This is a genomic window from Prevotella communis (assembly GCF_022024115.1).
Lineage (GTDB): Bacteria > Bacteroidota > Bacteroidia > Bacteroidales > Bacteroidaceae > Prevotella > Prevotella communis.
The window spans coordinates 1,453,447-1,467,932 of record NZ_CP091792.1; the positions used below are offsets into that span (position 1 = coordinate 1,453,447).

The window sequence follows — 14,486 nt, forward strand, 5'->3', positions numbered from 1 at the left end:
AAATATTAAATATATAAACACTTAAAAACAAAAGACAATGGCAAAGATCGTAACATTGGGTGAGATTATGCTCCGCCTGTCGCCTCAAGGCAACGACCGTTTTATTCAGAGCGAATCATTCCGCATCATCCCTGGCGGTGGTGAGGCTAACGTCGCTATTTCTGTAGCAAACTATGGCCATGAGGCATATTTTGTTTCGAAACTTCCCAAACACGAAATCGGCCAGATCGCAGTCAATGCGCTGCGTCGTTATGGCGTTAATACTGAGTTTGTAGCTCGCGGTGGCGACCGTGTAGGTCTGTACTATGCTGAGACAGGTGCTTCAATGCGTCCTTCAAAGGTGATCTACGACCGTGCTCATTCTTCTATCGCAGAGGCTGATCCCTCTGACTTCGATTTCGATAAGATTATGGAAGGTGCTGCTTGGTTCCATTGGAGTGGTATCACACCTGCCATCAGCGATAAGGCTGCCGAACTGACCAAGCTGGCTTGTGAGGCCGCCAAGCGTCACGGCGTTACAGTATCAGTTGATCTGAACTTCCGTAAGAAGCTGTGGACCAGCGAGAAAGCTATCTCTATCATGCGTCCTTTGATGAAGTATGTCGATGTGTGTATCGGCAACGAGGAGGATGCTGAGCTCTGCCTTGGTTTCAAGCCCGATGCCGACGTAGAGGGTGGTCAGACAGATGCTGCCGGCTACGAGGGTATCTTCAAGCAGATGATGCAGGAGTTTGGCTTCAAGTATGTGGTTTCTACCCTGCGTGAGAGCTACAGCGCTACCTTCAATGGCTGGAAGGCCCTGATCTATGACGGTAAGGAGTTCTATCAGTCAAAGCGCTACGAGATTAATCCTATCATCGACCGCGTAGGTGGTGGTGACTCTTTCTCTGGTGGCCTGATTCACGGTCTGCTGACCAAGAAGACTCAGGGCGAGGCTCTGGAGTTTGCTGTGGCTGCATCAGCACTGAAGCACACTATCAATGGTGACTTCAACCTGGTAAGTGTTGACGAGGTAGAGGCTCTGGCTGGCGGTAATGCTAATGGACGTGTACAAAGATAAGAATTATGGCAAAATTTGATAAGATAGCTGTCCTGAAGAAGATTGGCGACACAGGTATGGTGCCTGTGTTCTATAACAAGGACCTTGAGACCTGTAAGAATGTAGTGAAGGCTTGCTACGAGGGTGGCGTTCGTGCTTTCGAGTTTACCAATCGCGGCGACTTCGCTCAGGAGGTATTCGGTGAACTGGTGAAATGGGCTGATAAGGAATGTCCTGAGTTGGCTCTGGGTATCGGTTCTGTAGTCGACGCTCCCACAGCAGCCATGTACCTCCAGTTGGGTGCCTGCTTCGTGGTAGGTCCTCTGTTCAACCCCGAGATTGCACCTGTCTGCAACCGTCGTCTGGTTCCTTACTGCCCTGGCTGTATGACAGTCAGCGAGATTGGTAAGGCTCAGGAACTGGGCTGCGACCTCACCAAGGTGTTCCCTGGCGACGTGGTTGGTCCTAACATGGTGAAGGGTCTGAAGGCTCCTATGCCTTGGTCAAAGATTATGGTTACTGGTGGCGTGGCTCCTGAAGAGGAGAACCTCACGAAGTGGTTCAAGGCTGGCGTGTTCTGCGTGGGCATGGGTTCTAAGCTCTTCCCAAGCGACAAGGTGAAGGCTGGCGACTGGCAGTATGTAACCGACAAGTGCAAGGAGGCACTTGGTTATGTGGCTAAGGCACGCGCTTAAGCTGATCATCCCCATATTACTTCTTTCAGCTTGTTCACCGTCCGATAGGCAAGCGGTGGACAAGCTGAATTCTTTATCGTATGCCTATCATTTCCGTCAGGTGGATTCTGCGGCGCACTATGCCCAGCAGGCATTTAACCTGGCCAACCGGGAGGGATATGTTGACGGAAAGGCAGAGGCCCTCAATCACTTGGCTTTCGTGGATATGGTGAAGATGCACTATGCAGACGCAAGGTTGCGACTGGATAGTGTGTTGCTGTTTACGGACAACCAGCTGGAGCGTTTCGTGGCCTACGTGCAGCAGATGCGTCTCTGTCAGCGCCAGTCGTTGAACAGGGAGTTCTATGACTGCAGGGAACAGGCCCAGCGTGCCTTGCAACGTATCGACGAGGAGCGTCATTATCTGTCCGAGCGCCAGTTGAAGCGTCTGCTCTATGCTGAGACGGAGTTTGCCATCGTCAACTCTACCTATTATTATTACGTCGGACTGGAACGTCAGTCGGTAGAGGCGATGGAGAGTATCCGCCCTGATGTGGAGACGGATACGGCGCAGTATCTGAACTATCTTTATAACGTGGGTGCAGGTGGCATCATCACACAGGGCACCCAACAGGAAATCAACCAGTCGGAGTTTGACCACCTGATGCGTTGCTACCTGTTGTCGCGCCAGGTGGACTGTCCTTATTTCGTGGCAAACTCGCTGGAGGCGCTGGCAGAACACCTGAGTGTGGAGGAATATCGCGAGCAACTGATGGCCGACAACCAGCCGGCTATGAAGTTCCTGAATCCTGAGGGCGTGGCCGACGAGCTGCTGCCGCTCTGGCTGGCTGATCATGCGCTGGCCATCTTCACGGACTACGGCGATACCTATCAGATAGCGGGTGCCTATCGTACCCTGGCTACCTGTTGTATGCGTCAGGAGGACTACGACGGGGCGCTCGTGAACCTGGAGAAGGCGCTGAGTGATACGCTGATTTATCAGGCGCCCGACCTCGTGGCCAGTATCCGCGAACAGCTCTGCGTGGCTTATTCCGCTATTGACGACAAGGCGTCGAGCGACTATAACCGTAATGCTTACCTGGACCTGCAGGAACGTACGCGTCAGGACCAGTGGCTGGAGGCACGTGCCAACCAGCTGGAGCAGTCGCTTGGTCAGTTGAACGTGCTGCTCATCGCCGTGGTTATCGCCATGGTGCTTTTCATCGTGGTCATCCTGCTGTTCTATTATTTCCGTAAGAAGACGCTCAACAGTCAGCATGATGAGACGCTGGATGAGCGTGAGGAGGAACTTACGGAACAGTTGGAACTGACCAACCTCCACATCATGCAGGGCAAGCGGCTCTATGTGGAGCAACTGGCGAAGATGTCGCTGGTGAATGGTATCACGCCCTTTATCGACCGCATGATTCATGAGGAGCGTTGCCTGAATGACAAGAATAAGTTGGAGCGTATCGACTATATCCGCGAACTGACGGATAATGTCAATATGCAGAACGATATACTGACACATTGGATACAGTTGCGCAAGGGTGAACTGAGCGTCCATATCGAGACCTTCCCCTTGCAGGAACTCTTCGACATGTTGGCAAGGGGCAGCAGGAGCTTCAACCTGAAAGGTATCACGCTGGATATCCAGCCCACCACGCTGATGGTGAAGGCCGACAAGGTGCTGACGCTCTTTATGTTGAACACCCTGGCCGACAATGCCCGTAAGTTCACGCCTCAGGGCGGACGCGTCTCTGTCTATGCCACGGATGCTGACCGCTATGTGGAGATATCGGTGGCCGATACGGGTCAGGGCATGGACGAGGAACAGTTGGCCCATGTCTTCGACCATAAGGTGATTGTCGACAGCGACAGGCGTCCGGCCGAGAAGGGTCACGGCTTCGGACTCATCAACTGCAAGGGTATCATCGAGAAATACCGCAAACTGAGTCAGATATTCTCCGTCAGCATGATTGCGGCCGAGAGTGAGGCAGGGAAGGGGAGCCGGTTCTATTTCCGTCTGCCCAAGAAACTGATGACGCTGCTGCTGGTGCTCCTGATGTTTACGGGAATCACCTCTGCCCAGAACCACGACCTGCAGCAGGCCAGCGCCTTTGCCGACTCCACCTATTACCTGAATATCAGGGGCGACTACCAGCTGACGCTGGATTATGCGGATTCGTGCCGCCAATGCCTGAACCGCTATTACAGGAGTCTGGGCGAACATGTGGACGACACGCTCCTGGCTATTGGCGACCTGTCGGTAACGCCGCCTGAGATCCTGTGGCTCCACGATAATGTGTCTGTGAACTTCCAGATACTGCTGGATATCCGCAACGAGAGTGCCGTGGCGGCCCTGGCGCTCCATGAGTGGCAGCTCTACGAGTATAACAACCGCATCTATACGCAGTTGTTCAAGGAACTCTCTGCCGACTCGTCGCTCGACTCCTATTGTCGCACCATGCAACAGTCGCAGACGAACAAGCAGGTGGCTATCGTCATTCTGGTGTCTCTCTTCCTGGCTATCATTGCTGTGGTGGTGTGGCAACTGATGTTGCTCCACAACAAGCGCTACAGCATCCTGCAGGAACGGCGCTCGCAACTGGAACTGATGGCCGACGACGTGACGCGCCTGAAGATGGAGGAGGGCAACCTTCATATCAGTAATGCCGTGCTGGATAATACGCTCTCTACCCTGAAGCACGAGACAATGTATTACCCCAGTCGTATCCAACAGTTGCTCGATGCAGATGACAGCGCGTCGCTCATCGAGGTCACGGAGTATTATCGCGAACTCTATGGCATCCTGAGTCAGCAGGCCATGCGTCAGCTCGACTACTCGAAGATGCACCTGAAGGCGCTGGACCACGAGGTGCTGGGCGATGCCATCTTCATAGACTATCTGTTTGACATCCTTCGCAAGCAGTCGGGCCAGGCCACGCTTTCTGTAGAGTGGATGCCTGTGGACGACCATTACGTGAAGGCCGTCGTGACGATGTCGGCCCTGCAACTCTCTGACGAGCAGTTGGGACGCCTCTTCATGCCTCAGGGCCAGGAGAATATCCCCTTCCTGATTTGTCGTGAGATTGTGCGCCTGCATGCCGAGGCCACCAACCGCCATGCTTGTGGCATACGGGCAGAACGAGATGAAAATCAACACATTAAGATATTAATAACACTTCCAAGAATATGCAAAACTTCAAAGTCATTATCGTAGAGGATGTGCCCCTGGAACTGAAGGGTACCGTGGGTATTGTAAAGAATGATATCCCTGAGGCCGAGATCATCGGTACTGCCGAGAACGAGGCAGCCTACTGGCGCTTGCTGAAACAGCAGGTTCCTGACTTGGTGCTGCTCGACCTTGGTCTTGGTGGCTCTACGACCGTTGGTGTGGAACTCTGTCGTCAGACCAAGGAGATGCATCCGCAGGTGCGCGTGCTCATCTTCACAGGCGAGATACTCAATGAGAAACTGTGGGTCGACGTGCTGGATGCAGGTGCCGATGGTATCATCCTGAAGACGGGCGAACTGCTCACGCGTAATGATGTGATGGCGGTGATGAATGGCAAGCAACTGGTATTCAACCAGCCCATCCTGCAGAAAATCGTGGAGCGCTTCAAGCGTAGCGTGGGTTCTGAACTGATGAAGCAGGAGGCGATGGTCAACTACGAGATAGATGAGTACGACGAGCGTCTGCTCCGTCATCTGGCCTTGGGTTACACAAAGGACCAGATAGCCCAGCTCCGCGGCATGCCTTTTGGCGTGAAGAGTCTGGAGAAACGTCAGAACGAACTGGTACAGAAGCTGTTCCCCGACGGACGTGGCGTCAATGCTACGCGTCTGGTGGTACGTGCCATGGAACTGCGTATCATCGATATCGACAACCTGGAAGCGGACGAGGAGTAGTTTCTAATTGATAATTGACAATTGATAATTGACAATTTTAAATTTATAATTTATAATTGATGAGATTGAATCGCATCATAGCCCGACTGGTATTGGTTTTGCTGATAGCGCAACTGCTGTTGGTGTTCTTGTCGTGGCTGTTGTCTGCCACGCTGACCGATGCCGTGCGCCCGTTACTGTCGAGCGAAGGTATCCGCTGGTTCCTGGGACAGTTCTCCGTGATGCTGCTCAAGCCCCAGCTCATTTGGCTTATCCTGCTGTCGATGGCTGGCGGATGCGTATGGCGCAGCGGCATCTTCCGTCCCTCCCAACTCTCTTTCCGTCGTCAGTCGGCCCTGAGGGTCTCTTTCCTCGTGCTCATGATGCTGATAACAATAGTAGCACTGCTTGTGATGACGCCACAAGCCGTGCTACTGTCTTCCACCGGTTTATTATGGCCTTCACCATTCAGTAGGGCACTTGTTCCCATCCTGTCGGCCCTGGCCATCATCACCTCCTCATGTTATGGTCTGCTTTCGCGTACGTTCACGTCGATGTATGATGTCTTTGAATCCTTCCGCATCGGACTCCAGCAAGCGGCGCCCCTGCTGATTCTGTATCTCTTCGCCGTAACGTTCTACGAGTCTTGCCTATACGTGTTCCTTTAATTCCTCTTTCAGGAATCTGGGCGTGAAGCCTTTCTTGCTCCTGGCCACCTCCTCGGGTGTGCCCGTGCTCAGCACCGTTCCACCTTTTCGTCCGCCTTCCGGTCCCATGTCGATGATATGGTCAGCCTGACAAATCACGTCGAGGTTGTGCTCAATGATGATCACCGTGTTGCCTCTGTCCACCAGCTTGTGGATTACCTGCATCAGGATGCGGATATCCTCGAAATGCAGACCCGTGGTGGGCTCATCGAGGATATAGAGTGTCTTTCCCGTATCGCGCTTCGACAGTTCGGTAGCCAGTTTCACGCGCTGGCTCTCACCGCCTGACAGTGTCGTGGACGACTGTCCCAGTTTGATATAACCCAGTCCCACGTCCTGTATCGTCTTGATTTTCCTGAGGATATCAGGTACGTTCTCAAAAAACTCCACAGCCTGGTTGATGGTCATATCCAGCACGTCGGCAATCGACTTACCCTTGTAGCGCACCTCCAGCGTCTCACGGTTATAGCGCTTGCCGTGACACTCCTCGCAAGGCACCTGGATATCCGGCAGGAAGTTCATCTCGATGGTCTTGTAACCGTTGCCGCCACAGGTCTCGCAGCGTCCGCCTTTCACGTTGAACGAGAAGCGGCCCGGCTTGTAGCCCCTGATCTTGGCCTCGGGCAGGTTTACGAAGAGCGAACGGATATCCGAGAAGACACCTGTGTAGGTGGCGGGGTTTGAACGCGGCGTGCGTCCCAGGGGCGACTGATCCACATTCACCACCTTGTCTATATGTTCGATGCCTTCTATTGAGTCGTAGGGCATCGGTTTCTTCAATGAGCGATAGAAATGCTGGCTCAGGATGGGTTGCAGCGTCTCGTTGATGAGCGTCGACTTACCAGAGCCGCTGACGCCTGTCACCACGATGAGTTCTCCCAGGGGGAAGCTGACATCCACATTCTTCAGGTTGTTGCCACGGGCACCCTTGATGAGAAGACTCTTCCCGTTGCCCTTTCTGCGAGAGCGGGGAGTAGATATCATCTGACCACTTCCCTCCATATCAGCGAGGGGCTGGGGGTGGGGCCTTAAATACTGTGCCGTCAGCGTGTTGGCTTTCAGCATCTCCTTGGGCGTACCCTGGAATACCACCTCACCACCTTTGCGTCCGGCCTTCGGACCGATATCGATGATATAGTCGGCCGCCAGCATCATATCCTTGTCGTGCTCCACCACGATGACCGTATTACCCAGGTCGCGCAGTTCCTTCAGCGAACGGATCAGGCGCTCGTTGTCCCTCTGGTGCAGACCAATCGACGGTTCGTCGAGGATATACAGCACGTTGACCAGTTGCGAACCAATCTGCGTGGCCAGTCGGATGCGCTGGCTCTCACCGCCCGACAGCGAGGCCGACTGACGGTTCAGCGCCAGATAATCCAGTCCCACGTCCAGGAGGAAATCCAGTCGGGTGCGTATCTCCTTCAGTATCTCTGTGGCAATCTGCTGTTGCTGTTTGTCCAGGTGCTTCTCGGCTTCATCCAGCCATTCGCGCAGTTCCGCAATATCCATCGACGCCAGTTCCGAGATGTTCTTATCCCAGATACGGTAGGAGAGGGCCTCACGGTTCAGTCGCTGTCCGTGACACTCCGGACACTCACATTCCGCCAGGAACTGGTCTGACCATTTCTGACCTGCTGCCGTGTCGTCGTTCTCCATCGTGTCGCGCAGATATTTGATGATGCCGTCGAAGGCCACGAAGTAATCGCTCGACGTATGAACCAGTTCCTTGGCGATGCGCACATCCTCCAAGGTGCCATACAGTATCTCGTTCATCGCCTCCTCGGGAATATCCTGAATAGGCGTCTTAGTGTCGCATTCATACTTCTTTAGTATGGCGTCTATCTGCCAGAAAATCAGTTGGTTCTTGTATTTCCCTAAAGGAATGATTCCACCTTCGTGGATGTTCTGTTTCTTGTTGGGAATCACCTTGTTGAGGTCTATCTCGTTGATGATGCCCAGACCCTTACAACGCGGACAGGCACCCTGTGGCGAGTTAAACGAGAAGTTGTTGGGTGCGGGGTCGCTATAGGCGATGCCCGACGTAGGACACATCAGTCGCTTGGAGAAATATTTGACCTCGTTGCTGTCCTTGTCGAGAATCATAATCAGGCCCTCGCCCTGTTTCATGGCCGTCTGGATACTCTTCTTCAGACGCTCGCTCTCGCCCTCCACCTTCATTTTGTCGATGACCACTTCAATATCATGGTTCTTGTAGCGGTCCACCTTCATGCCTTGCCTGATCTCCACAATCTCACCATCCACGCGCATGGTCAGGTAGCCCTTGCGGCGCATGGCCTCGAAGAGTTCGCGGTAGTGTCCCTTACGACTCCTTACCAGCGGGGCCAGGATGAATATCTTGTGTCCTGCATAGTCGCTCTGAATCATCTCCAGCACGCGCTCCTCCGTATATTTCACCATCGGTTCGCCCGTCATGTAGCTATATGCCTTGCCCGCGCGTGCAAAGAGCAGTCGCAGGTAGTCGTATATCTCCGTGGTGGTGCCCACCGTAGAGCGCGGGTTCTTGTTTGTGGTCTTCTGTTCGATACTGATCACAGGCGACAGACCTGAAATCTTGTCCACATCGGGACGCTCCATTCCGCCCAGGAAGTTGCGCGCATAGGCCGAGAAGGTCTCAATATAGCGTCGCTGACCCTCGGCAAAAATCGTGTCGAAGGCCAGGGATGATTTTCCGCTGCCACTCAGTCCGGTAATCACGGTCAGCGACTGGCGGGGTATGGTTACATCAATGTTCTTGAGGTTGTGCACCCTGGCACCATATACCTCGATATTCCCCTGATTATCAGTTTGTGCCACCCGTGCGTCCTCCTTCTACAAATTTACGTAACAAGTTCACGTCCTTGCGGATATTATACTCCTTGCCGTCGGCACCGCGGGCCTTGCACAATAGGAAATAGACGCCGTCTTTCACGTCCTTTCCCTTGTATTTGCCGTCCCATCCGCCGTCGGGATCGGTCCAGTCATACAGTTTCTGTCCCCACCTATTAATGATATAGGCATGGAAACTCACCAGACTCTTATGCCTTTTGGCCTTGAAGATATTGTTGAGCTCGTCGCCGTTGTTGGGCGAGAAGGCATTGGGAAACTCCAGGTAACTGTCGGCTATGAACACCGTGATTGTCTCGTCGTCCAACTGGGTGCCCTCGCTGTCCAGGATGGTTTTCAGAATGATGGTGTACGAGCCCGACTCCGTAAACGTGTACTGTGTCTCTTCCTCGTAGCGCACAAAGAGTTCCTTGTTGCCGCCCTCCGTGCCGTCTTTCTTGTAGAAATGCCATTCATACGACGGGGTCAGGTCGCCCATGTCCGATGGGTTGGCGTGGAATGTCACGTCCACCGGCGCCTGTCCGTCCTCGATGCACAGTGTGTCGTGCGGATTACCATCCTTGTCAATATATGTCAGGGTGGGGGAAACCTTCTGAGCCCCAACATTCAGGGCCGTTAAAATGAAGGCGGCTATCAGCCATATCAAGTTCTTTTTCATAATTCTTCTTGTTTTGGTTGCAAAGTTACGAAATAATTTTGTACTTTTGTATCCGAAAACTGAAAAATAGAGTATTATGAAGAGTTTATTAAGATATTTTCTGATATTCGTTTTGTTTGTCTCGTACTCGTATGTGTCTGTGGCTCAGTCCGTTCGCACGCATAAGGTAGCGAAGAAAGAGACCATGTACGGCATCTCGAAAATGTACGGCATCACCGTCGAACAACTGGTGCAGGCTAATCCTGGCATGGAAGAGCCCGGCTATAAGTTGAAGAAAGGCTCCATCATCAATATCCCCTCGGCCGACGGACAGAAGGTAGCGACTCTGGCAGTCCAGCAGAATCCGGATGCCGATGTGCGTCAGCGTGCCATCCGCGTGGGTGTGATGCTGCCTCTTCATCAGGTCAACAACGACGGCAGGCGCATGGTGGAGTATTACCGCGGTCTGCTCATGGCTTGCGACTCGCTGAAGAAAGAAGGTATCTCTGTGGATATCCACGCATGGAACCTGCCCGAGAATGGCGATGTGAAGCCCATTCTGGCAGATCCTGCCGCCGCCCGTTGCGACATCATCTTCGGTCCGCTGTATTCACGCTTTGTCAGTCAGCTGTCTGAGTTTACGGAGAAGCACCACAGTCTGCTGGTGATACCTTTCTCTATCCATGCCCCCGAGCTCTATACCAACCGCGGCCTGTTCCAGGTGTACCAGTCGCCCAATGACCAGACTGAGAGCACTGCACGCCGCTGTGCCCAGTTCTTCAAGGGCTATCATCCTGTGATTATCGACTGTGGCGACACTACCAGCACGAAGGGCAGTTTCACGTCTACCTACCGCCGTCAGCTGGAGATTGCCGACGTGCCCTATAGCATCACCAACCTGAAGTCGAGCGATGCCAATTTCGCCAAGGCTTTCGTCAAGGACCAGCCCAACCTGGTGATTCTCAATACGGCCCGTTCACGCGAACTGCTTGCTGCCTTCGGCCGTCTCGGTGAGATCAAGATCAATAATCCCGGCATCCAGATTTCCATGTTCGGCTACACGGAGTGGATGATGTACGCCCATTATCAGCAGGATAATTTCCATAAGTACAACGTCTATATCCCTGCACCTTTCTATACCAACCTGCAGTCGCCCCTGGTGCAGCGCCAGCAGTCCCTCTACCGTCAGAATTTCCGCGAGGATATGATGTCGGCTCTGCCGCGTTTTGCCCTCACAGGCTTCGACCATGCGCTGTTCTTCCTGCGTGGCCTGCACAAGTACGGTATGACCTTCGACGGTGCAGCCGGCCGTTTCGGCTATCAGCCCCTGCAGACGCCGCTGAAGTTTGAGCGTATGGGTAATGGCGGACTGCAGAACCGTGCCTTTATGTTCGTGCATTATAAGGACGACCGTACCATAGAAACAGTCAACTACTAAATGGTGAAGATGAGAAGACTGTTTTTATCCTTTCTCCTGCCATTCGTGGGTATCGCAATGGCAGTAGCCCAGGTGGGCCAGCATCGTAGTGATTTCTCTGTCGGTTTCAATGGCGGCATGATGTTCAGTAATGTGGGCTTCATGCCCGAGGTGCCTCAGGATATGCATCAGGGCCTCACCGGCGGTTTCTCCTTGCGCTATACGTCCGAGAAATATTTCAATAGTATCTGTGCCATCGTGGCCGAGGTCAACTATGCCCAGGTGGGTTGGAAGGAGCGCATTCTGACGCCCAACGATGAGCCGGTCATCAATGCCACCACAGGTCAGGCTGAGAGTTACCAGCGCGACATGACGTATCTTCAGGTTCCCGTTCTGGCCCGTATGGGGTGGGGACGTGAGCGCCGCGGTGTGCAGTTCTTTGTGCAAGCAGGTCCGCAGGTGGGCTTTTTCCTCAACGAGAAGACACAGATGAATTTTCCCTGGGACTCCCGTACTCCTGTCTATTCCGACGGTTCAGGACGTACCTCGTCTGTCATTGCGCAGGACACGATGTCCGTACAGCGCAAGGTCGACTATGGTATTGCTGCGGGCCTGGGACTGGAGTTCTCGCTTAAGAATGTGGGCCATTTCCTCGTTGAGGGCCGTTACTACTACGGACTGGGCGATATCTTCCGCAACTCCAAGCGCGACTATTTCGGGCGTTCCAACCTGAATAATATCTGCGTCAAACTGACTTATCTATTTGATATCACAAAAACCAAAAATTCTAATATTAAGTAAATTAAATTATGTTCGAAAATCAACCGAAAGGACTTTATGCGTTGGCTCTGGCCAACACTGGCGAACGCTTCGGCTACTACACAATGTTGGCCGTCTTCGCGCTTTTCTTGCGTGCTAACTATGGACTGGATGCTGCTTGGGCTGGCGAAATCTACAGCGATTTCCTCATGCTCGTTTATTTCCTGCCTATCGTAGGCGGATGGCTGGCAGATAAGTTCGGCTTCGGCCGTATGGTTACCACGGGTATCATCATCATGTTTGCCGGCTACCTGCTGCTGTCTGTGCCCCTTGGAGGCGACACCGTGGCTTTGGTGGTGATGCTGGCTGCCCTGCTGCTCATCGGACTGGGTACTGGTCTGTTTAAGGGCAACCTGCAGGTGATGGTAGGTGACCTCTACAATGATTCCCGCTATGCTGCCCAGCGCGACTCAGGTTTCTCTATCTTCTACATGGCCATCAATATCGGTGCGCTCTTCGCTCCTACGGCTGCCGTGAAGATCATGGAGTGGTCTCAGAAGAATCTGGGTACCTCGGTCAATGACTCTTACCACTTCGCTTTTGCCGTGGCTTGTGCGTCGCTCATCCTGTCTATCGCCATCTACTACATCTTCCGCAACACCTTCCGTCATGTGGAGGGTGGCTCTGGCAAGAAGGGCGAACAGACGCAGGTAGAGGAACTCTCCAAGGAGGATACCAAGGCGCGTATCATCGCCCTCTGTCTGGTATTCGCCGTGGTAATCTTCTTCTGGATGGCCTTCCACCAGAATGGTCTGTCGCTGACCTATTTCGCTGACGAGTTCACCTCTCAGACTTCTACTGGCGTTGAGGGTATGGCCTTCGACGTATGGAACCTCGTAGCCCTGATCTTCATCGTCTATGCCGGTTTCTCTCTGTTCCAGAGCAAGACAACCAAGGCTCGCAGCATCTCTGCCGCTGTCATCGCCCTGGCTCTGTGCTTCCTCTTCTTCCAGTACGACCGCAACTCTGGCGAGATCGTGGCTGTTTCAGCTCCTATCTTCCAGCAGTTCAACCCCTTCTATGTAGTAGCCCTGACTCCTGTCAGCCTGGCTATCTTCGGTGCCCTGTCTAAGCATGGCAAGGAGCCCTCTGCTCCCCGTAAGATTGCCTACGGTATGGTGGTGGCTGGTCTGGCCTACTGCTTGATGGCTGTGGCTTCTTTCGGACTGCCCATGCCTCAGGTTGAGACTGGTGCCGACGGCGAGTCTGTTGCTGTTCATGTGGCTGATGTCACACCTCAGTTGCTGATCTATACCTACCTCATCCTGACCTTCGCCGAGTTGCTGCTGTCGCCAATGGGTATCTCATTCGTATCCAAGGTGGCTCCTCCAAAGTATAAGGGTCTGATGATGGGTGGCTGGTTTGTGGCTACTGCTATCGGTAACAAGTTGGTAGGCGTTGGCGGCTACCTCTGGGGCAATATCCCCTTGTGGGCTGTATGGAGCGTGTTCATCGCCCTCTGCGTCGTATCAGCTATATTTATGTTCTCTATCATGAAACGTCTGGAGAAGGTCTGCTAATCCTATGTTCCTAACCTTACTGCTGTCCTCCTTTCTTACGCTTGTGGAGTTGAACTGCGAAAACCTGTTCGACACCCGCCACGACGTAGGAAAGGAGGACACAGAGTTCCTGCCCGACGGCTCTCACGAATGGACAATCCAGCGCTATTGGGCCAAACAGAACCGCATAGGTCAGGAAATCCTCTCTTGTACGTCTTATAGGGAGGAGCTTCCCGACCTTGTTGCATTGATAGAGGTTGAGAATGATGCCGTGCTCACGGACCTTACGGAACATTCGCTGCTGAAGCGTGCCGGTTACCGGTACCTGATGACTGAGTCGCCCGACAGACGTGGCATTGATGTGGCGCTGCTCTATCATCACCGCCGCTTTCGTCTCATCTGCTACGACTATCTGGAGGTGCCGCCCCTGCCTGGCATGCGCCCCACGCGCGATATCCTCTATGTACAGGGCCGCCGTCCGTCTGGCGACACGCTCCATGTCTTCGTGGTCCACAGTCCCAGCCGTCTTGGTGGCGAGCGCCAATCACTTCCTAACCGCCATCAGGTGGTCGTCCAACTGCAGCAGCGTCTCGCTGAGCTTGGTCCCTCCGCCCATGTCATCATCACCGGCGACTTCAACGACTATGCCGACAGTCCCGCCCTCCTGGAGCTCTACGCCCTCGGTCTGCACAATGCCACCAGCAGTGCCCGTGGTATTCACGGCGAAGCCCACGGCACCTACCGCTTTCGTGGCGAGTGGCATTCCCTCGACCACGTCCTCGTATCACCTCTTTTATATAATAGGGTAGACACCGCCTATATCAACGATGCCTCCTTCCTCCTTGAAGACGAGCCCCAGTATGGCGGCAAGCGCCCCTTCCGCACCTTCCAGATCAACCACTACCGTCCCGGCTTCAGTGACCACCTCCCGCTGGTGGTGCGGTTCAAGGATATATAAT

General features: G+C 53.6%; 11 protein-coding genes. 9 read left to right on the plus strand and 2 right to left on the minus strand.

What is annotated here, in order from left to right; genetic code table 11:
• The first annotated feature begins 37 nt into the window (after nt 1–37).
• The 5 genes from L6468_RS05690 to L6468_RS05710 are packed head-to-tail and all read left to right on the plus strand — an operon-like array spanning nt 38 to nt 6,272.
• Nucleotides 38–1,060: a sugar kinase gene (locus tag L6468_RS05690; RefSeq protein ID WP_091818177.1), complete on the plus strand. Its 1,023-nt coding sequence runs from the start codon at nt 38–40 to the stop codon at nt 1,058–1,060.
• A 5-nt stretch (nt 1,061–1,065) separates the two neighbouring features.
• On the plus strand, nt 1,066–1,734 hold the full coding sequence (locus L6468_RS05695) for a bifunctional 4-hydroxy-2-oxoglutarate aldolase/2-dehydro-3-deoxy-phosphogluconate aldolase (protein WP_091818175.1): 669 nt from the start codon (nt 1,066–1,068) through the stop codon (nt 1,732–1,734).
• Nucleotides 1,735–1,789: 55 nt separating this feature from the next.
• Entirely contained in the window at nt 1,790–4,936 is a 3,147-nt protein-coding gene (locus L6468_RS05700) for an ATP-binding protein (RefSeq protein WP_348535134.1), read from the plus strand.
• Nucleotides 4,909–5,625 (plus strand): DUF5932 domain-containing protein, encoded by a 717-nt coding sequence (locus L6468_RS05705; RefSeq protein WP_237796241.1) that lies wholly within the window; start codon nt 4,909–4,911, stop codon nt 5,623–5,625. The genes L6468_RS05700 and L6468_RS05705 overlap by 28 nt, the downstream gene beginning before the upstream one ends.
• Nucleotides 5,626–5,684: 59 nt before the next feature.
• Nucleotides 5,685–6,272 (plus strand): AbgT family transporter, encoded by a 588-nt coding sequence (locus L6468_RS05710; protein WP_237796242.1) that lies wholly within the window; start codon nt 5,685–5,687, stop codon nt 6,270–6,272.
• On the opposite strand, the gene uvrA is transcribed toward L6468_RS05710, so the two are convergent.
• Both uvrA and L6468_RS05720 read right to left on the minus strand, forming a co-directional pair.
• Nucleotides 6,255–9,125: an excinuclease ABC subunit UvrA gene (uvrA, locus tag L6468_RS05715; protein WP_237796256.1), complete on the minus strand. Its 2,871-nt coding sequence runs from the start codon at nt 9,123–9,125 to the stop codon at nt 6,255–6,257. The genes L6468_RS05710 and uvrA overlap by 18 nt on opposite strands.
• The gene (locus tag L6468_RS05720) at nt 9,112–9,813 is read right to left on the minus strand and encodes a T9SS type B sorting domain-containing protein (protein WP_091818165.1); all 702 of its coding nucleotides are present in this window, start codon (nt 9,811–9,813) and stop codon (nt 9,112–9,114) included. The genes uvrA and L6468_RS05720 overlap by 14 nt, the downstream gene beginning before the upstream one ends.
• Nucleotides 9,814–9,889: 76 nt before the next feature.
• On the opposite strand from L6468_RS05720, the gene L6468_RS05725 reads away from it, so the two are divergent.
• Genes L6468_RS05725 through L6468_RS05740 form a run of 4 tightly spaced genes read left to right on the plus strand, consistent with a single transcriptional unit; the run spans nt 9,890 to nt 14,485 of the window.
• A complete protein-coding gene (locus L6468_RS05725; protein ID WP_237796258.1) occupies nt 9,890–11,230 on the plus strand; it encodes a PBP1 and LysM peptidoglycan-binding domain-containing protein in 1,341 nt (446 codons plus the stop codon).
• A 9-nt stretch (nt 11,231–11,239) separates the two neighbouring features.
• Nucleotides 11,240–12,010 carry a porin family protein gene (locus L6468_RS05730; protein ID WP_237796265.1) on the plus strand — a complete coding sequence of 257 codons (771 nt, stop codon included), beginning with the start codon at nt 11,240–11,242 and terminating at the stop codon, nt 12,008–12,010.
• 8 nt (nt 12,011–12,018) lie between these two features.
• Nucleotides 12,019–13,548: a peptide MFS transporter gene (locus L6468_RS05735; RefSeq protein ID WP_091818163.1), complete on the plus strand. Its 1,530-nt coding sequence runs from the start codon at nt 12,019–12,021 to the stop codon at nt 13,546–13,548.
• 4 nt (nt 13,549–13,552) lie between these two features.
• Entirely contained in the window at nt 13,553–14,485 is a 933-nt protein-coding gene (locus L6468_RS05740) for an endonuclease/exonuclease/phosphatase family protein (RefSeq protein ID WP_237796273.1), read from the plus strand.
• The last annotated feature ends 1 nt before the right edge of the window (nt 14,486 follow it).